The organism is Pantoea sp. X85, assembly GCF_029623675.1.
GTDB classification, from domain to species: domain Bacteria; phylum Pseudomonadota; class Gammaproteobacteria; order Enterobacterales; family Enterobacteriaceae; genus Pantoea; species Pantoea leporis.
In genome coordinates this window covers 3,146,111-3,163,528 of record NZ_CP121108.1, presented here as the reverse complement: position 1 = coordinate 3,163,528, position 17,418 = coordinate 3,146,111, and the positions used below count along the sequence as shown (strand labels likewise).

General features: G+C 51.4%; 20 protein-coding genes. 5 read left to right on the top strand and 15 right to left on the bottom strand.

Translation table 11 applies throughout. The features are described from left to right. Positions 1-94: 94 nt before the first annotated feature. Positions 95-451, bottom strand: a complete 357-nt coding sequence (locus P6287_RS14785; RefSeq protein ID WP_110868297.1) for a hypothetical protein — start codon at positions 449-451, stop codon at positions 95-97. Positions 452-675: 224 nt separating this feature from the next. Between P6287_RS14785 and P6287_RS14780 the strand changes: the two genes are divergently transcribed. Beyond that, positions 676-843, top strand: a complete 168-nt coding sequence (locus P6287_RS14780; protein ID WP_192411362.1) for a hypothetical protein — start codon at positions 676-678, stop codon at positions 841-843. Here the strand turns inward: P6287_RS14780 and P6287_RS14775 are convergent. From P6287_RS14775 to P6287_RS14755, 5 genes are all read right to left on the bottom strand, one after another. Further along, on the bottom strand, positions 810-1,664 hold the full coding sequence (locus tag P6287_RS14775) for a PA4780 family RIO1-like protein kinase (RefSeq protein ID WP_192411363.1): 855 nt from the start codon (positions 1,662-1,664) through the stop codon (positions 810-812). The genes P6287_RS14780 and P6287_RS14775 overlap by 34 nt on opposite strands. Positions 1,665-1,908: 244 nt before the next feature. After that, the gene (locus P6287_RS14770; RefSeq protein ID WP_277973990.1) at positions 1,909-2,601 is read right to left on the bottom strand and encodes a hypothetical protein; all 693 of its coding nucleotides are present in this window, start codon (positions 2,599-2,601) and stop codon (positions 1,909-1,911) included. 1,184 nt (positions 2,602-3,785) lie between these two features. After that, complete coding sequence (locus P6287_RS14765) at positions 3,786-4,391, bottom strand: GNAT family N-acetyltransferase (RefSeq protein ID WP_277973989.1); 606 nt, start codon at positions 4,389-4,391, stop codon at positions 3,786-3,788. Positions 4,392-4,572: 181 nt separating this feature from the next. After that, positions 4,573-5,706 carry an aminotransferase gene (locus P6287_RS14760; protein ID WP_277973988.1) on the bottom strand — a complete coding sequence of 378 codons (1,134 nt, stop codon included), beginning with the start codon at positions 5,704-5,706 and terminating at the stop codon, positions 4,573-4,575. 1 nt (position 5,707) lies between these two features. Further along, positions 5,708-6,670, bottom strand: a complete 963-nt coding sequence (locus tag P6287_RS14755) for a hypothetical protein (RefSeq protein WP_277973987.1) — start codon at positions 6,668-6,670, stop codon at positions 5,708-5,710. 275 nt (positions 6,671-6,945) lie between these two features. Between P6287_RS14755 and P6287_RS14750 the strand changes: the two genes are divergently transcribed. From P6287_RS14750 to sugE, 3 genes are all read left to right on the top strand, one after another. Next, the gene (locus P6287_RS14750; RefSeq protein WP_277973986.1) at positions 6,946-7,572 is read left to right on the top strand and encodes a PAS domain-containing protein; all 627 of its coding nucleotides are present in this window, start codon (positions 6,946-6,948) and stop codon (positions 7,570-7,572) included. A gap of 371 nt (positions 7,573-7,943) precedes the next feature. Next, a complete protein-coding gene (locus P6287_RS14745) occupies positions 7,944-8,345 on the top strand; it encodes an ACT domain-containing protein (protein WP_277973985.1) in 402 nt (133 codons plus the stop codon). Positions 8,346-8,631: 286 nt separating this feature from the next. Continuing rightward, positions 8,632-8,949 (top strand): quaternary ammonium compound efflux SMR transporter SugE, encoded by a 318-nt coding sequence (sugE, locus tag P6287_RS14740; protein ID WP_191938891.1) that lies wholly within the window; start codon positions 8,632-8,634, stop codon positions 8,947-8,949. Between the two features lie 423 nt (positions 8,950-9,372). Here the strand turns inward: sugE and P6287_RS14735 are convergent, their stop codons facing one another. The 9 genes from P6287_RS14735 to P6287_RS14695 form a co-directional block, all read right to left on the bottom strand. Next, a complete protein-coding gene (locus tag P6287_RS14735) occupies positions 9,373-9,942 on the bottom strand; it encodes a TetR/AcrR family transcriptional regulator (protein WP_191919577.1) in 570 nt (189 codons plus the stop codon). Positions 9,943-10,047: 105 nt separating this feature from the next. Beyond that, a complete protein-coding gene (locus P6287_RS14730; protein ID WP_277973984.1) occupies positions 10,048-10,884 on the bottom strand; it encodes an enoyl-CoA hydratase/isomerase family protein in 837 nt (278 codons plus the stop codon). Between the two features lie 386 nt (positions 10,885-11,270). Continuing rightward, positions 11,271-11,987 (bottom strand): biotin--[acetyl-CoA-carboxylase] ligase, encoded by a 717-nt coding sequence (locus tag P6287_RS14725; RefSeq protein WP_277973983.1) that lies wholly within the window; start codon positions 11,985-11,987, stop codon positions 11,271-11,273. Positions 11,988-12,092: 105 nt separating this feature from the next. Then, the gene (locus tag P6287_RS14720) at positions 12,093-12,236 is read right to left on the bottom strand and encodes a hypothetical protein (protein WP_277973982.1); all 144 of its coding nucleotides are present in this window, start codon (positions 12,234-12,236) and stop codon (positions 12,093-12,095) included. Between the two features lie 147 nt (positions 12,237-12,383). Further along, a complete protein-coding gene (locus P6287_RS14715) occupies positions 12,384-14,708 on the bottom strand; it encodes a phage/plasmid primase, P4 family (protein WP_277973981.1) in 2,325 nt (774 codons plus the stop codon). A gap of 14 nt (positions 14,709-14,722) precedes the next feature. Next, positions 14,723-15,046 (bottom strand): DUF5375 domain-containing protein, encoded by a 324-nt coding sequence (locus P6287_RS14710; protein WP_277973980.1) that lies wholly within the window; start codon positions 15,044-15,046, stop codon positions 14,723-14,725. Beyond that, positions 15,043-15,267 carry a hypothetical protein gene (locus P6287_RS14705; protein ID WP_110867847.1) on the bottom strand — a complete coding sequence of 75 codons (225 nt, stop codon included), beginning with the start codon at positions 15,265-15,267 and terminating at the stop codon, positions 15,043-15,045. Before P6287_RS14705 ends, P6287_RS14710 begins: the two co-directional genes overlap by 4 nt. Further along, positions 15,264-15,803, bottom strand: a complete 540-nt coding sequence (locus P6287_RS14700; RefSeq protein WP_277973979.1) for a host cell division inhibitor Icd-like protein — start codon at positions 15,801-15,803, stop codon at positions 15,264-15,266. Before P6287_RS14700 ends, P6287_RS14705 begins: the two co-directional genes overlap by 4 nt. Positions 15,804-16,021: 218 nt before the next feature. Beyond that, positions 16,022-16,288 carry an AlpA family transcriptional regulator gene (locus P6287_RS14695; protein WP_277973978.1) on the bottom strand — a complete coding sequence of 89 codons (267 nt, stop codon included), beginning with the start codon at positions 16,286-16,288 and terminating at the stop codon, positions 16,022-16,024. A 628-nt stretch (positions 16,289-16,916) separates the two neighbouring features. Between P6287_RS14695 and P6287_RS14690 the strand changes: the two genes are divergently transcribed. Beyond that, positions 16,917-17,186, top strand: a complete 270-nt coding sequence (locus tag P6287_RS14690) for an ogr/Delta-like zinc finger family protein (protein ID WP_271460760.1) — start codon at positions 16,917-16,919, stop codon at positions 17,184-17,186. Positions 17,187-17,418: the final 232 nt, after the last annotated feature.

Here is a 17,418-nt window from a genome sequence, read left to right as displayed (position 1 = left end):
TAAAGTCTAAGGGGATAGCGTTAAAGATGCAAAGTTGAGGAAAACAGGCAATAAAAAAGGCCGCAAACGCGGCCTCTGGATTGAGCGACGAACGTTATTCAGTCACTTTCTTTTTCAGATCGCTGGCACCTTCTTTGGTTTTATTCCAGCCTTTCTGCGTGCCTTCTTTGGTGGCATCCCAACCTTTCTCAGAACCTTCTTTGGTTTTGTTCCAGGCTTTCTGCGTACCTTCGCTGGCTTTGCTGGTCAGGTTATCGCTTTTGCCTTCTGCCGCATGCTTCGCTTTCAGCTGCTGCTCTTTACCTTCGTTCTGCGCCTGATGCAGTTTTTCTTTAGCGGTGTTCGCACCGGCCTGCGCGTTAGCGACAGTTTCATCAGTTGCATGTGTGGTCGCGGCAAAAGCCGAAGATGCCATCAGAATGGCTGACAGTGCAATAATAGTCTTTTTCATAATTCCCTCTTTCATGAAATATGTCGTCTCAGGTAATCATCCTGGCACAGGCCGGGATGGAAAGATTTAAGAATAAACCAGGAATGAAAAAGGTCTAGTTTCGCTGGCAAAATCACCAGTAGATAGCATTTTAGGTTGTTGCAGGAAGGGATAAGAGCCACCTGAGCGGTGGCTCTGCAATATTAATCTGCTATCTGTCTGGCGCAGCATAGCAGTGGCGCAACGTGCAACGGTTGCGTACCGAGGTTGGCAATCAGGGATTGAACGTTACGCTGGTAACGTTGTGGAATCCGGGTGGCAATAAACACGCGATAGTCGAGGCGTTTATCGCCAGCCTGCCAGAGCTGTGGAGCCGCCTCTACTCTTCGTCACGCTCTTTAGCGGCGCGCTGACGATCATAGAACTCATCTTCGGCGGCGATGATCTCATCCATCAATGAGTTCATATCCACTTCATGCACCTCTTCTACGAAGAGACCGGTGAGCGGCGTTTCTGGCGTCAGCTTTCCATCTTCATATAACTGCCAGATCTCTTTCGCATAGCGCGTTTGCAAAATCTGCGGAGCATATTGCCCGTAATAGGCGGTGATATTGTTCACATCGCGCTCAAACATCGATTCAGCGTGGTTGTTTGCCGCGGCATCAACCGCTTGTGGCAAGTCGATAATCACCGGTCCGTTGGCATCCTGCAGCACGTTGAATTCCGACAGGTCGCCATGAACAATGCCGGCGCACAGCATGCGCACGATATTGCGGATCATGGCATCGAAATCCTTCAAGGCGTTCTCTTCAGTCAGGAACACATCGCTCAGGCGTGGCGCAACCAGACCTTCTGCGTCTGTGACCAGCTCCATCAACAAAACGCCGTCGATGCAAATGTAGGGCTGCGGGACGCGTACGCCAGCATTCGCCAGGCGGAATAACGCATCAACTTCCGCGCTTTGCCAGGTCTCTTCTTGCTGCTTGCGCCCGAATTTCGACCCTTTTTGCATCGCACGTGAATTACGGCTGTTGCGGACTTTGCGCCCTTCCTGATAATGCACGGCCTGCTTGAAACTTCGTTGTGTGGCGTCCTTGTACACTTTCGCACACTGGATTTTGCCGCCCGTTAACACGGTATAAACGTCAGCTTCTTTGCCGCTTCTTAGTCTTTGTAGTACTTCATCTACCAGGCCATCATCGACGAGAGGCTGGAGTCGGTTTGGGATTTTCATGCGAGTCGCCTTGAAAGAGTCCAGATACAAAAAAGCCCGTAAGGCTTGCGCCATACGGGCTCTTAGGACTTCATCGAATGACTCTGGTAATCATCGATGGAGAATTTTGGTGGGCTGGCGGAGTCTGAATAAGGAATATAACTTAATGAAAATAAAATGTTTTATTCAATTCAAGTTTCCTTTGTATACCTAAACGTATACCAATTCAGGAAAGTAACAAGCCAAAACTCGAAATTGGACCATCTTATCTCATCAGCGAAATAGCTGATTTAATATACTCTTCATGAGGTTTGAACCTCGACATATGCCGCACACACACAACCGGAACCCGCTGGCTGTGGAATTTAGCATAAAAGGCGTATGTGGTGTAATACCCTTTAGGATGCGAATACTTCAATGTACCAGCCTCGCCAAAATGTTTAAGTAACAAACTGGCGGCGGACAGTGAAGTCAGCCCATTGCTATAAGCGATAATCACCTCTGGATTGCAAAGCTGCAGCGTTACATTTTCGAAGAAGCCCATAGAATTTTTCACCAGTTGCTCAACGGATAAATTCTGCTTCAATGCTTCCTTTTGAATGGATGCTGCATTTTGCGAGCACATCATAAGAGCGTTAGTGTAAACGACATCCTGCCAATCATAACCAAGCCCTACAGGGATTTGTTGCAACCTCTTCGCGAGGTGAGTTATTCCCCAAGCACCTTCGATTCCATTCTGAACATTTGAGATGGTAGGGGACTCGAAATCTTTCTGAATGGATTGCGCGTTGGTAATGTGAGCATCTACGAGGGAACCATTGAATCCCATCATTATTACGCGCTTTCGATCTGGAGGAGATGCTAAAAGTTCAAAGGCACTGTCGTAAGGCCTTCCTGGTAAATCGCTTAAGCCAAAGTCTGCTAAACCATCTAAGATGAATTTTTTTGTGGCTTCCATTTGAATCCCTTCGATGAAAATCATCACTTAATAATACGTGAAAAAAGTTTTTTTTGGATTTATCCTTCACAATGTTCACCTTGTATTTTTTACAGTTAAAAACAATGGATTAAATGATGATTAATCCATGAATGGTGAGCTGTATCGTTCACCGCTGGTGAAGCATAGCCGCAAAAAAACGGCATCCGCAGGTTCTGGTTAATCTTATTGCAATTGGATCATCACATTTCGGCAGGCATTCGCTGCCGTGCATCTCCAGCTTGGTGGGTAGCTTCAGGTTGTGATGCGCACACTCCCGCATGATGCTCTCAAGCGACAAACCAAACATCTTCATACTTTGCGAATTTTTGTAGCGTTGGCCCCCAATATAGGTAACCGCAAAAATCGACTATTGAATCGACGTCTCGTTTGAGGCCTATGGCTTCATCCGAATTTTGCCAGGACGGAAGCGTAACTCTTGCGTACTGTGGCAAGCTGAAATACTGCATAAGCTGGCACATGATGACGGCAAGCTCTCCGCTGATTTTTCTTTTAGCTGCGTAGCGTGCTCGTTTGCCGAGATGATTTCCGGGAAGAGCAGGGTAGCCCGACGGCTCAATGAGCTGCAGCTGTGGTCAGTGAAGCGCATCGGATGTTTGGTAACGGCAAGTATTATCACCGGAATATACGGTGAGTTAACGTCCCTACGCTTCTGATTGACAGACACCGCATCACCGCCGGGATTGGCCTTTAAGCATGCATCAGCATCGCTCCATGTCTTCTATTTGGGAAAAGGTATCAGCGAGTAGCGAATCAATGCAGCGGGCACGCAAAGATTCCAGCGTCTCGATGTATGCTCACACCGCATTATCCCCTCCGGCCAACATGGTCGAGATTTCCGCCATGATGCTTTTGCCGCTGCCTCAGGGACCGGTAACCTCCAGAAATAACTGTCTGTCGTAGCAATTCGCCATGACCATAAATAGAGCAGCGAGATGATGCTGCGCTTAATTAATCTGCGTCCCGCGATGCGGCCCTGTCACTGTATGAAACTGGCCCGTGAGGTTTTAGCGTTTAACCTTCTGCCGGGCTCACGTAACCGAATGTCCGCTTTGTGCCAGAAGCGGACATTCATAATCGTTATCGCTTTCTGGGTCAGAACTGATACGTATAACGTTCTTTGGCAATAAATGGATTACAGATTTTTAAACAATAAGGGGGACGTGTTGGGCAACTTCAGCTGGCAGGTGGCCTGTTATTCGTGGGTCAGCCACTATTTCTATTTCTGTTGCATAAGCCCTGAACCCTACACGTTGATAGAATCGCAGAGCAGCAGGATGATCGAAAGTGCAGGTATGCACCCAGAAACGTTCAACTGGACGGGCCCAGACCCTGTCCATCACTGCGTTCATCAATGCTTTACCAAGTCCCTTGCCGGTCAGCGAGGAATCAACTCCAAAAAAAGACAATTCGCACTGACCGGGCGTATTGAAGTCCAGTTCAAACATGCCGACATCTTCATTATTGCTCTGTACTAAAAAAACCTCTGTGCCGTGGCTGGTAAGTATGTTTTCCAGCTCCTTCTCACTGATCATTAGCCGCGAACACCAGAGCCAGTCTCCGCCAATTTTACGGTACAATTTTTTAAACTCTTCAGGGTCAGGGTTAATGATCCTGCGTAAAGTAATACCTTCAGGAAGCTCTAAGTCGGTTCGCTCGGGCCTTTTTAACATTTCAAGATGCGTGACGATGCAGGCGATATGTCCGGCAGGAACGGCTGTCTGTACTGAGTAGAAGGTTTTGTCATGCATGAGTTATATCCTCTCCATGGTTAGAGCGACGTCAGAATCTTTTCAGCAACACGCCGCTTTGCCGGTTAAAGCGCTTTTCAGATTTTGCCAGCGCACTATACGCGCAGGGCTGCACGTTATTAGCTAAACCGCCGGAATGTCCTGTGTACCTACGTACAAAGGAGATTTGGGCGAAAGCCGATTAACGTATATCTTCTGCCAGCTCTTGAATGAAGCGACTCACAAGAGGCAGCCCCTGCTTCAGAACTTCAATGTTGTTTGCAAATCCGATGCGTACATATCCCTCCATATCCATCGCCTCGCCAGGGGTGAACATCACGCCGTAACGTTCCAGCAGATGGATGCAGAAGTCTCGCGAACTGATCGGCAGCTCATATTTCAGCAGTGCAGTGGTCCCGGCGCGGGGTCTGACGTAGCTGATGAGCGGCTCTGAATTGACCCAGGCGTCAAGCACCTGAAGATTATCACGTAGTATTTTATGATTGCGGGACAGAATTTTGTCCCGATTCTCCAGCGCCAGTGAGGCGAAGTAGTCATCCAGCACGCCCACGCTGATCGTTGTATAGTCCCGATAAATTTCAACCTCTTTGAGCAGAGAATGAGGACCGGCTATCCATCCAAGGCGTAGACCGGCCAGCGAGTAAGACTTGGACATGCTGGCGGTGCTGATACCTTTCTCATAAAGGTCAGCGATTGCGGGACCATAACCATCCCCTTCCTGATTAGTACCGCGATAGACTTCATCGCACAGCAGCCAGGCATCTGCTGCTCGCACAACTTCGACGATTTCCTTCAACAGTGTTTCATCTATCAGAGATCCGCTCGGGTTGTTCGGATTATTAATGGCAATAAGTTTTGTTTTGTCATCAATGAGCGATTTCAGCTCCTCCGGGTCGGGAAGAAAATTATTTTCTTCACGTAAGGCCAGAATCCTGACATTCGCCCCATAACTTGCAGGGATAGAATAGTGTTGCTGATAGGTTGGCAAAACGGAAATTATCGTGTCACCTGGCTCAACAAGGGTTTCATAAATCAGGGCGTTAGCCCCGATTGCGCCGTGCGTGATAAGAATGTTTTCAGCCGACTGTTTGCTGTATTGCTCAGAGATGAGCTGACGCAGTCTTTGTGAACCGGTGATATGCCCGTAAGTCATTTTAATATTCAGCATGTTATCCAGAACCTCCCGGCTTTTACCGGTCATGTCCAGCAGTTGCTGCATGGTCAGGGATTCAACGCAGGTTTCGGCAAGATTGTATTTACAGTGATTTTCCCACTCGTTCATCCACTGCTCAACGCCAAACGGTCTGATATTCATCTCAATTATCCTGTTTTTTAAGGTAAGACAGAACGCTGTCCGCGATGGCGATATCTTCCAGCCCCAGCCCCAGAGAGCGGAAGAACACATGTCGTTTGTAAAAGGGTCTGGCGGCCCTTCCGGTGACCAGCTCCGGTAAATCTCCACGGATATCTTCAGATCTCCAGTCCGCCTCTCGCGCTGCAATTATCATCTCACCGGCGTGAGCAGGCGTGGTCTGCCGGTAGTCACAGTACACGTCCATTTCCGGCAGTGCCCGAGGGGAGATTTCGTGCGCGCCTGGTGCGTTGGTGCTTATAGACGTAATCAGGCAGGGGCGGGTCAACTGCTTCAGATCAATGACCGGTATTGGCGAGGAGGTACACAGCATCAGAACGTCAGTATCTTTTACCGCATCTTCTGCGCTAGCGCAGACTTTCAGCAGCCCTTCTGGCAACCCGTCCTCCCGCGCGAGTGTGTCTGATTCCTGTGAGCAGCTCCGGCTCCAGATCCGAATCTCTTTCCACTTACGCAGCGTCAGGGCATGGCGAAGGTGGGCACGGGCGACGTGCCCTGTGCCGAATATGGTCAGCGTCTGTGCCTCCGCCGGGGCCAGTAGCTCAACAGCCAGGGTTGTAGTTGCCGCCGTGCGCTCTGTTGTCAGCAAAGAGGCATCGCACAGCATCAGCGGCATACCGTCGGCAGTGGACATCAGTAACGTCCAGGCGGTGATCACGGGTTTATGCTGAGTGACCAGATAAGGCGATATCTTCGTGCCAATCAGCTGGCGGGAAATATCCACACCAAAATAGTTGATGAAGTCTCCCCGGCTATCCGGCAGCAAAACGACTTTCTGCTCCGGCTGTACAGCCTGTCCATGTGCCAGGCTCGTGAATACACGGCGCATGGCCTCTTTAACATCAATATGCCTGAGAATGTCCGCAGTCTGCTCCGCGTTGATAACCGGAATACCTTGAGTGTGCATATATTTCCCTGTCAGGTCTGCAAGACAGCTTACCTGTGATATGGTGTGAACTGAAAAGTACATTATGCACAGTATGTTTACAATATGGTTTTTCAGATCCGCGGTTTATAGCAAATCAGGTCGCTGATAAAGTACATGCCGTGGCTGCAGTCGGTGGTACGGTAAGCGGGGTAAAGGTCAGTTAAAACAGCAGATTCAGCCTCTTTCTGAGGTAACGTGATAAAGTAAAACCTGGAAGGCATAACTCTGCCGTAACGGCACTGGATGAGGATAAAATGGTGAAAAATTCAGGCCCGGACAATGCACAACTATGTCTGCTGAAGTCAGTTGCAGACGGTATTGCCGCGCTTTTCTTCCCCAGCGTGGAAGTGGTAATTCACGATGTTGAGGCTGATACCGTAGTTTACATTGCCAACAACCTGTCAAAGCGAAAGCCGGGCGATGAGGCCGGTCTGAACGATTTAAAGCAGGATCCGCTGGCACCAGTAACGGGTCCCTATGAAAAGCTCAACTGGGACGGAAAGAAAATGCGATCGGTTACCATCGCAACCGGAAATGACGATACGCCAGGTTACCTGCTTTGCATTAACCTCAGCACAGCGGTATTCGAAGAGGCCAGAAATGCCCTTGAAATGTTTCTTTCAGTTACGCGCCTTCAGCCGCAGCCTGAACAGCTTTTTAAGGATGACTGGCAGGAGAATATAAATACGTTCCTTCATGAATGGATACGGCAGGAAAATACGTCCCTCAGCGCGCTAACGCGTGAGCAGAAAAAAACGCTGGTACAAAATTTGCACAATGAAGGCGCATTTCGCGCGAAAAATGCAGCAGATTATATTGCGAATGTTCTTTCACTGGGCCGTACGACCGTTTATAAATATTTAAGAGAGCACAGAATATAAAATTGAAATAAAAGGAAGTCGTGTTTATTCAATCGGTGGCTCTCAATGCATAAACTTATTTATTCTGGATCTCTGAATATCCATTTACAGGTATATGGTCCGCTCTGAGTAAAAGACAGACGTCAGAGTAAACATTCTTATACGCACTTAGAAAAATAAAAATAATAAGTCATGCAGCAACATTTAATATAAATTTTCTTATCAATGGATAATTTTCTGGATTTTACGTTTGTCTTCTTTGCTGAAGAAGATAAATAATCAACTGCATTCACATAAGATTTTTTTATGCCTCATTAGAATTTATAACTACTATTCATGGAGATAAATGTTTTAAATCAGCATCTCTTACATGTTAAAAAAAAGGTCAAAAAATGTCCGGTGAAAAAAACCTCCATGAGCTACTCCAGCATGCCAGCCCTGAACATAATCCGGGCAAATACGTTTTTACCACTCTTCAATCACCATCAACCGAGTTAACAGAATCTTCAGTGGTGTTCATACGTGAAGCAGAAGGTATTACTCTTGTACTTCCCAAGGACATCGCCGATCAATACGGTGTTGGCTATGAATATGTCGCCAGCTGGATCACTTTGAAAATTCACTCCTCGCTGGCTGCTGTAGGCCTTACTGCGGCATTCTCCCGCGCACTTGCCGACAGGGGGATCAGCTGTAACGTTGTGGCCGGATATTATCATGACCATATTTTTGTCGCATATGACGACACGATTGTCGCGATGGAGGTATTGTCGTCCTTAAGGGCAATACCTCATTGATCGAGGGTGTGTATCGGAACCTCAGCGCTAAGTCCCTGCTATACATTCCGCACTATGGCTGCAGGCTGCGGAATCAGGTTCAATTAATAAATCAGCCGTCAGAAATGTTGATTGCAATTTTGAGCATTAATATCGTTTACTTTTAAGGATATTACGGCTATCTGAATCTGAGTCAGCATTGCGTTTTTTGCACTCTCCGATATCTGTTGCTAATATTGACTTTGCTGCGGGACGACCTGATAGCATTCCTATCTCTTCGGGACGACCCGCTAATCAGGATCTCAATATGGCATGGTTATTTTTAGTGCTGGCAGGTATTTTTGAAGTTGTATGGGCATCTGCGATGAAGGAATCTCACGGATTCTCACGACTTATCCCCAGCGTAATTACCATAACCTTTATGCTTCTTAGTTTTGGCCTCCTGGCCTACGCAATGAAGACACTCCCGCTTGGTACGGCTTATACCATCTGGGTTGGTATAGGGGCAGTTGGCGCATTTGTAGTCGGGATAACTATGTTTGGTGAAGCACTCAACTTTATACGGTTAATCGCCGCCGGACTAATCGTTACCGGTGTAATTATGTTGAAAATAGCGGCTAAATAATTTCCGGCTTATTACGCTATTACAAGTCCGTACTTATGCTGGTTCCATGGTACCCATGATGGATATTTGCAATGTGCATCAGAGCATTTCTGTTTTTTTGCCTGCTGATACCGATCCAGATAAGGGCAGGAACCATTGTTTTCACCGATGCTCAGTACCCTCCCCTTAACGCCGATACTGAAATTGTCTGGCTGGAGGGTTCCTGTAGCCTGCACGACCTCTGTTCTGGCCGTTACGCACCAATGTTCGATACATCTTTGCCTGAGAGTACTCCAGCTTATTGAAGAACACTCTGCGACAATTTACTCCTACCTAAAGGTGCCTTCCGATAATAATGGCCAGTATTCGCTAACGAGCAACAGTGGCTTCCAGAGGTCAATGCGAGTGCTTTACTCCGCGCACAATGACACGCAATGCAGGCTGCTAAAGTTCTTTCAGTGCCGTTGCGGTTTCCTGGAGAATCTCATCGGAAAGACTACCTTCGCCGATTGCACGTGCCATAACAAGGGCACCAACCAGTGAACTGAGTACCAGGCAGGAGCGACGTCGATCACCATCGGCGTCCGTACCCGGCGTCAGCTCTGCCAGAAGCTCAAGGTATTGTTTGACTTGACGTTGATAGGCAGAGCGGGTTCGGTCGTCCGCGCGCGAAACATCCTCTGCCAGCCCGGCCACTGCGCATCCGGACTCAGGGTGGGATCGGTGGGACGGGCTGAGATAGTCGTCGATGATTGCTTCGAGCGCTCGTCTGCCACCCTGGCTTGACGTCGCCACAGTCCGCGCACTTCCCTGAGCCAGGGCGCGTTCTACCGCAGCGCTGACCAGCTCATCCCGGGATGCGAAATGACGGTAAAACCCGCCGTGTGTCAGTCCGGCTTCCCGCATCATTTCTGCGACTCCCACACCGTTTATGCCACTGCTGCGCATTCGAGCCGCAGCGATTTCGACGATTCGATCGTGGCTTGCCGCTTTGTCTGCTTTTGAACTACCCATGAATAAACCTCCGACCGCGATACGATACCTGACAAATTTAATAACAATCCACTTTAGGCGAACGGACGTCAAGGCGCCGGCTCCCCTGAGGAGCCGACGTTGATATTATTGGTTATCGGTGCTGAGCTTGCCGAGGTGATAACCCATACGAGCCTCGAAGTCTGCACCCACTTCTTCGCGCTTTTGCGCTATCCGTGCTCCCCGCTCAGGGACCGTTGGCCATGAGAATGCGTTAAGAAAAACGCCCTGTGTCTCCATCAGATCATCAGCAGACGGCAGGGTTCTGCGGTTGATTAGCCGCTTAGCCTCGGCAAGCGCAGACCTGTCGAACGACGCGATGCGCCGGGCGAGGTTGTCGACATGAGCGTCGAGCTGGTCATCCGGGAGTGCGCGGTTCACCCACCCGTAGTTCGCTGCCGTCGCAGCGTCGAAATCGTCACTTCCGAGAACGATTTCGAGTGCCCTGGCCCGCCCGACAAGTAGAGGCAGGCGTTCAGTTCCTCCTCCGCCCGGAAAGACGCCTGCCCCGACTTCTATCTGGGCAAAGATTGCTCGCTCCAGGCTGGCGAAGCGCATGTCACATGCAAGAGCAATCTCAGAACCGCCGCCGCGGGTTCGCCCCCTAATCAACGCGATGGTCACGACCGGGGAGGCGGTCAATCGAGTGGTGGTATCGATGAACGTCGGCAGCCCAGTTGGCCCCGGTGTCAGTGGGAAATCGGCGAACCGGGAGACGTCATAGTGGTTGACAAAGAAGTCAGGGTCAGCACTATCGAACACGACCACCCGCAACGTGTCATCGGACTCGATTAGACTGACGATCTGCTGCAGCTCGACAAGGGTTTCTGGATCGCAAAAGTTCAGCGGCGGATTATTGAAGGTTACACGCCAGTATCCAGGTGCCGTCTCGGTAATAGTAAACTGTGTCAGTGGAGCACTCATATGAAAGATTCCTTCGTTCGAGGACCGTGGGCACCAGAAGTATCGGGTGCGCAGACCATCTGGTTGAACATATTTGGATGACGATGATCATCCAAAATGAAGATGATTGGTATCATCCTCATTGTCAACAATTTGATCTTGTCTAGGCTACCGCAATCCATCCGCCGAAAGCGGACATCTAATCAGATGCTCTTTTACATTCTTGTAAGACAGTAATGCCTGCATTTCGCTCAAAGCAGACATTGGCTTTCGCAGTGTCCGCTTTGTGCCAGTAGCGGACCCGCTGATAAGAGTGCAGATGTAATTGATGGAGAGTGTGAGTGAGATTGAATTATGGTTGAACGTTTTATTGTATCGATTTAACTAAAGAGCGTAGGCATCAGAGCCTACTCAGACGCAATAAATTGTATCTCACCATAATTATAAGCCGTGATCTCACCGCTATCTTTTGCGATAAGCAAATTACCAAAGTCATCGACACCTCTGCATACACCACCGACTTTGTTTGTTTTCTGTGCATCGAAAGCAATTTCTATGTATTCATTCAATCGACACATACGGGTTATGTATGAATTTTTAAGGCTGCCAAATCCAAAGGTTTGCCAGGCATCAAAATAATTACACCAAAGTTTTACCAGTACATCGACCACTTCCTCCGACTCCTTAAATGTGAACTGCTCTAAAGTAGCTGTGGCATAAGGAACGTCTACAGGAGTGGCTATACGATTAATACCAATGCCAACGTAAAGTGCGCGGCTATCAGCCTCTATTAACGTGCCGCTAATTTTGGCCCCATTAATAAGAATATCGTTTGGCCATTTGATGCGAATATCAGCATTTTTAACAAAAAATGACAGTGCATCATGAATAGCTATGCCTGTCATCAGGGAAATGGATGGCAGGGCGGATGTTTCTGTTGGCAGCGGAACAACGATAGTGACAGCGACATTTCCTTCCGGAGTTTGCCATGCTCTTCCAAAACGCCCTCTGCCTGCAGTTTGCATACCAGCTGAGACAGCAAAAAAGGTTTCCCCTGTTTTATCTACTTGACGCTTAGCCTCACTGTTAGTGCTGTCAGTAGTTTTCAATTTGATTATTTTCATGCTCAGACACCTTGTAAACCGAGCCTAATTATACCAATGTCAATTAAAAATATCGAATTGGGTTTACAGTTATCCGGTCATAACACAATCATCGGCAGACTATTTTCAGTTTAAAACCTGGCTTACAGGTTCATCGTACATCGCATTTGCTGCAACATTGGTGAGTGCCACTTCAGCATTATGGGTCAAATCGCGACAGGGCTGGTTTTTACATTCCTGTTGGATCTGCAACGTCTGCTCTTCGCTCATAGCAGCCTTAAGTCTTATTCGTAGGATCTGGTTACCAAAACACTCTTATAAAAGTGGTGAAGAGATTTTACAGGCGGCCAATTAGATTTAACGGCCTCTTTTTGTGCACAAAAACCGGCTCTCGCCGGTTTTTATCACTTATTAACTTTAGATGACCTCGCACTTTGGCAGCCAGTCGCTGCTGCTTTCCTCAGTCAGATCGAGATTGGTCTGCATTCCCAGCTTCGTGCGCCGCTTCAGGTAATGGTGCCCGTACTCGCGCATAATGCTCTCCAGCGACAGACTGAACATCTTCATGCTGAGTGGATTCCTGTAGCCGTTCGCCTCCATGTATGCCAGATAGGCGTGATAAAGATAGCGTCTCGGCTGTAAGGGCCTGATGCTGGCGTTCCCCATATAAAGTGAAGTAGGCTCCGGCGTGGTGAACAGATAGCCGCAGAAGTCCACCATCGGATCCGCGTCGCGCTTGATGCGCATCGCCTCATCAGAGTTCTGCTGCGACTGAAGCAACGCTCTTGCGTCCTGCGGCTGGCTGAACTGCTGCATCAGCTGGCGCACGATAACGGCCAGCTCGCCGCTGATTTTTTCCTTCAGCTGCGGGTCGCGCTCGTTTGCCGGGATGATTTCCGGGAAGTGCAGGATAACCCGGCGGCGCGATACGCCCCCGCTGCGGTCGGTGAAGCGCATCGGATTGTTGTTCACCGCCAGTATCACCGCCGGAATGTGCGTTGAGTAGGCATCGCGGTACTTCGGGTCCACGGATACCGCATCCCCGCCGGTAATCGCTTTAATGCCCGCGCCGTCGCCGCTCCACTTCTCCTGGTCGGGCAGAATTATCAGCGAGAAGCCAATCACCGCCGCGCGCTCGCGCGATGACTCCAGCGTCTCGATGGTCGCGGAGGTGGTGTTGTCCGTTCCGGCCAGCATGGTGGCGATTTCGGCCATGATACTTTTTCCGCTGCCGCCGGGGCCCGTGACCTCCAGAAACAGCTGCCAGTCGTAGCGGTTTGCCAGCACCATAAACAGCGCCGCGAGAATAATATCGCGCTTTGCCGCGTCGCGTCCGGCGGCGCGGTCCAGCCACTGCCAGAAGTGCGGCGCGTGGGCTGCCAGCGTCTCGCCCTTAACCGGCGGGGTAAAGTCCACCTCGCTGACCGTGCGCAGCCAGAAGCGTTTGCTGTGCGGGCTGAAGCTGCCGGTGCGCGTATCAAGCACGCCGTTACGAAAGCCTATCAGGCGGCGCGCCGGGTCGGACTGCTGCGGCAGCATCAGCTTCAGCGTGTCCACCACGCCTGAAATTTTGCCCGCCGAGAACGGCGCGCGCAGCCGCTGGAACAGCTTCGCCACGTCGCGCTCAAACTGCTTCCCCGAAATGACCTTCCACGCGCCTGCCCTGTAGCGTGACAGGATTTCGCCGCTGGCATCCACCGCAAGCGCATTGCGGTAATGCTCAGCAACGCGCTCCGCTTTTTCGCTGGCGCTCATCGCCGAAAACTCCGCTTCGCTCATCACGTCAAACGGGCTGGCGGGGGCGGGTGCGGCGGCCTCAGCAAGCGCCTGCTTCGTCGGAACGTCGCCGAGCTGCACAAAGGCGTCGTTCCAGTCGCCAAACACGGGCGGCAGCGCGACGACGGCGTTACTGACATCAGCGGCCTTCTTCGCCTTGTCCTGACCGTTGCCGTTAAGGTCGCGGTCGGCGGCAATCATCAGCGGCAGCGTGGCGTGCTTTTCCCGGGCAAGGCCAGCCAGAGAAAGGAGGTTGCCCGATGAGAGCGCAACCCACACCTCATCACCGGTCAGGTTATGCACCGTCAGGCCGGTTGCGTAGCCCTCTGCGAGCCAGATGCGCTTTGCGGGCTTAGCGCTGCTGAGAACGTGGCAGGCACCTTTCACCTGGCCGCCCTTGAGCGTGCGCTTCTCTCCGCTGGCATTAATGAGCTGCACGTTAACCAGCTGGCCGCTCATGTCGTGCAGGGGCACAACTAAATCGCCGGTGCGGTAGGACGTTAACGCGACCCTGTGCGCCTTCGAAAGCGTAAGGCACGCCTGCTCTGGCAGCCCCTTCCGGGACAGGTAGGCGTTGCCCGCCGTTTCCTTTGCCGTGCTGACCAGCTGCTGCGCCAGTGCAGCCGCTGCGGCGCGGGATGCCTCGTCCGTTTCGGGACCGGCTGCCGTACTGTTGCCTGTCGCTACCGGCGGCAGGTTGCCGGTCAGGTCGTTTACGCGCGCGACGGCCTCGCTAAGCGTAATGCTGAGCGCCTTTTTCACCAGGTCCATGCCGTCACCGGCTCCGCACTGATTACAAATCCACGTGCCGCGCCCGTCTTTATCGTCGAAGCGAAAGCGGTCCGTCCCCTGACAGACCGGGCAAGGCATGTGGCGGTTTTTGATTACCTTCACGCCCAGCGCGGGCAGAATGCGGGGCCAGTGGCCCCGCGCCGCGGTGGCCGCCTCTGATACGGTCATCTTCATCGTTCTTTTCTCCCTCAGTGCAGCACCGGCGCGTCTGTCATACGCCCGCAGAGTTCATCCATCATCACCTGGCCGAGAAAGCTCAGGCGCGGGGCCGACTTCAGCGGCCCGGTGGACAGCAGGTCATCCAGCAGCGCGCAGGCAATCTCCTGACCGCGCAGGCGTCCGTGCTGGCGCAGGTAAAAGCCCTCCAGCTCGGCTTCAATGACGTGCTCGAGACGCGCCAGCGTCAGGCCGGGGTAGCGCTGCTGTTCACGGCAGACGGTCAGCCATGCGCAGGCGACGGCGCGGCGTGAAAGCGCGGCGCGCAGTTCAGGCGAAAGGGTGAGGTCTTTCATGATTCAGCCTCCGCGTTCATCCAGTTGTTCTGGCAGCGCGTCACCACGTCATCCAGCTGTTCGGTGATGAGAAAGACCAGCGAAGCCAGTTGCGCGCGCTGAGCGGGCTGCGGCAGTTCGTGGCACTCCTGAAAGGCCGTCATATCGCTGACAAAGCGCCCGGCGTTGCGCAGGTGCTCAAGGCGTACCAGGTCGGCGTGAGAAATCGTGGCGTGAGTCATGCGCGCACCTCCTGAACCGGCAGGCGGGCGGCAAAGGACAGCACGTAGTCGCGGGCCAGCGAAAGGCGGGCGGCGCGCTCGTCGGCGGCAACGGTGCGGAGCATATGAATTTGCTGCTGGCGCTCGCAGCGGCGCACGGCGGCAAAGACGAAAACAAACTGAGGGTATGGGGAATTAAGGACCGTAGCCATGGTGGCAGTCTCCAATGTTAGTAGCATACAGCTACCACCGGAAACGCCAATTTCACTGGTGGTAGCCCAGACGGGGTTGGCGTAACCGGCAACATTGGAAACCGGCGCTTCGTGAGAAGCCCCCGCCTGAGCCACCATTACGCGGAGGGTACAACGGATAAAGAACCGTCGCCCGGAAAATGGGTGCATCAAGGCACAGACACAAAAAAAGACGCAAGGCGCGTCTGGTGTCGCCAACGTTATATTCAGGACGCCAATCCCGGCTGCCGATTTTGCGACAGCGAAATTACTGTACCAGGGAATGGCCCCGGCGCGCAAGCCGGAGGAAGCAGTTAAAAATGACATCAGGCAACCTCAGCAGCTGGCGGGATGAATCTCGCCACGGGAAACAATCCGGATACCGGAGGGCGGGACGCCTGTGCTTTGCAGGCCTGAGGCTGGCTTCGTTGCGCAAAAGCACTGCGGCTGTAGCGGTTTACCCATCCCGGCACCAGTCACATACATTAGGGGGATTGCGTGCGCGGCAGAGGGTTGGCGTGATTTACCGGCATGGTTCAAAAACCTCATGCGGTACGCTCCTGACCGCGTGCTGCAATGCGATCGCTCATCCAGACGCTGATTTCGCTGGCGAGCCAGGCCACGTTCTTGCCGCCAAGCGACACCTGCGCCGGGAAGGCGTTACGGCTGATAAGGTCGTAAATGGTGGAGCGTGACAGGCCGCAGACGTGCATGACTTCCGGCAGTCGCAGGAAGCGATCGTTCAGCGCCGGGTTTACGGGTAAAGCCGGAGCCGTAAGAGCGGAAGAGTTTGCGGATAATACGGTGTGCATGAGCTACCTCTTATTGAGTCCGTGGTGATACGGACAGATACGTCCGGAGTCGGGTAGCTCTTTATTCTCAGCATATTTACTGCCAAAGCAACAAGGCAAAAGGGTGCTGCGGCTGGCACAAACGCGCAAAAATTAGCCGGCTATTTTTTGCACAGGTAAATATAGGGCAATATAGACCAATAGTGCCGAGATGAATTATGCAAGTCGCTTTTAATGATTAATCCTTGCTGAATCAATCGAAATAAACACTCGAAAAGGTTTATCTGCATAAAAAGCCGGGTGAAGCATGGTGAACACTGGGTGAAGGGATAATCATTAATTATTCACCCTTTAATGTATTGTATTTACTCTCTTTTTTATTAAGGTGAAGAATGGTGAAGGATATATATAAATCTAAAAGTTGAGCAGATAGCCAATATGTCACCTTGCTGCCAGCCAGAAGAAGGTCATTTTGTCTGGGCCATCACACAACGCCATCCGATAGCTCGCCTGTGCCAGCAACGGCACAATGCATTCACCGGAGCCGCCATTGGCTCTCCCTCGACAAAGAAAGCTAACGATAACGGCTTTTATAAACCGTAACTCCAGCCTGGACGGGGACTGGCGTTAAACAGAAGGATAAAACGTGATGGCAATGAAATGCCCTGAATGCAGCATGACCGCACACACACGTACCAGCGAATATCAGACAGGTACGTTAAAAAAGACGTGGTATCAGTGTCGTAATATCGACTGCTCCTGCACGTTTACAACGCTTGAGAGCCTGGACACCATTATCATGAAGCCGCAGAAGGTAGCTGAAGACGTCCCTGAGAAAGAATCACCGCCACCACGGCAGACGCTAAACCGTTATGGAGCTGCAAGCAGGCTTTCGAACCGCCAGAACGCCCCCTGCTGAGTTTTATCAGCAATACCTGACCGGTCATCGTACCGGTTTTTTCATCTCTTTTCTCTGGCAAGCCTGATTCGCATGAGTGCATGCCTATGCTGCATGAAAACGCATGAATAAATGCAGCTGAGTTTATGCAATTCAGGCCAGCAGTGGCGCGGCCTGAAGGGACTCATGCAGCCGCATGAAAACTGCTACATAAAGCGGGCAGGCGTGGCGGGGGTACGAGCGCGCGCAATGG

Excerpts from the sequence above, each read along its gene's own strand:
- P6287_RS14785 (WP_110868297.1), bottom strand. The coding sequence starts at position 451 with ATGAAAAAGACTATTATTGCACTGTCAGCCATTCTGATGGCATCTTCG.
- P6287_RS14775 (WP_192411363.1), bottom strand. The coding sequence starts at position 1,664 with ATGAAAATCCCAAACCGACTCCAGCCTCTCGTCGATGATGGCCTGGTA.
- P6287_RS14770 (WP_277973990.1), bottom strand. The coding sequence starts at position 2,601 with ATGGAAGCCACAAAAAAATTCATCTTAGATGGTTTAGCAGACTTTGGC.
- P6287_RS14765 (WP_277973989.1), bottom strand. The coding sequence starts at position 4,391 with ATGCATGACAAAACCTTCTACTCAGTACAGACAGCCGTTCCTGCCGGA.
- P6287_RS14760 (WP_277973988.1), bottom strand. The coding sequence starts at position 5,706 with ATGAATATCAGACCGTTTGGCGTTGAGCAGTGGATGAACGAGTGGGAA.
- P6287_RS14755 (WP_277973987.1), bottom strand. The coding sequence starts at position 6,670 with ATGCACACTCAAGGTATTCCGGTTATCAACGCGGAGCAGACTGCGGAC.
- P6287_RS14750 (WP_277973986.1), top strand. The coding sequence starts at position 6,946 with ATGGTGAAAAATTCAGGCCCGGACAATGCACAACTATGTCTGCTGAAG.
- P6287_RS14745 (WP_277973985.1), top strand. The coding sequence starts at position 7,944 with ATGTCCGGTGAAAAAAACCTCCATGAGCTACTCCAGCATGCCAGCCCT.
- sugE (WP_191938891.1), top strand. The coding sequence starts at position 8,632 with ATGGCATGGTTATTTTTAGTGCTGGCAGGTATTTTTGAAGTTGTATGG.
- P6287_RS14735 (WP_191919577.1), bottom strand. The coding sequence starts at position 9,942 with ATGGGTAGTTCAAAAGCAGACAAAGCGGCAAGCCACGATCGAATCGTC.
- P6287_RS14730 (WP_277973984.1), bottom strand. The coding sequence starts at position 10,884 with ATGAGTGCTCCACTGACACAGTTTACTATTACCGAGACGGCACCTGGA.
- P6287_RS14725 (WP_277973983.1), bottom strand. The coding sequence starts at position 11,987 with ATGAAAATAATCAAATTGAAAACTACTGACAGCACTAACAGTGAGGCT.
- P6287_RS14720 (WP_277973982.1), bottom strand. The coding sequence starts at position 12,236 with ATGAGCGAAGAGCAGACGTTGCAGATCCAACAGGAATGTAAAAACCAG.
- P6287_RS14715 (WP_277973981.1), bottom strand. The coding sequence starts at position 14,708 with ATGAAGATGACCGTATCAGAGGCGGCCACCGCGGCGCGGGGCCACTGG.
- P6287_RS14710 (WP_277973980.1), bottom strand. The coding sequence starts at position 15,046 with ATGAAAGACCTCACCCTTTCGCCTGAACTGCGCGCCGCGCTTTCACGC.
- P6287_RS14705 (WP_110867847.1), bottom strand. The coding sequence starts at position 15,267 with ATGACTCACGCCACGATTTCTCACGCCGACCTGGTACGCCTTGAGCAC.
- P6287_RS14700 (WP_277973979.1), bottom strand. The coding sequence starts at position 15,803 with ATGTCATTTTTAACTGCTTCCTCCGGCTTGCGCGCCGGGGCCATTCCC.
- P6287_RS14695 (WP_277973978.1), bottom strand. The coding sequence starts at position 16,288 with ATGCACACCGTATTATCCGCAAACTCTTCCGCTCTTACGGCTCCGGCT.
- P6287_RS14690 (WP_271460760.1), top strand. The coding sequence starts at position 16,917 with ATGGCAATGAAATGCCCTGAATGCAGCATGACCGCACACACACGTACC.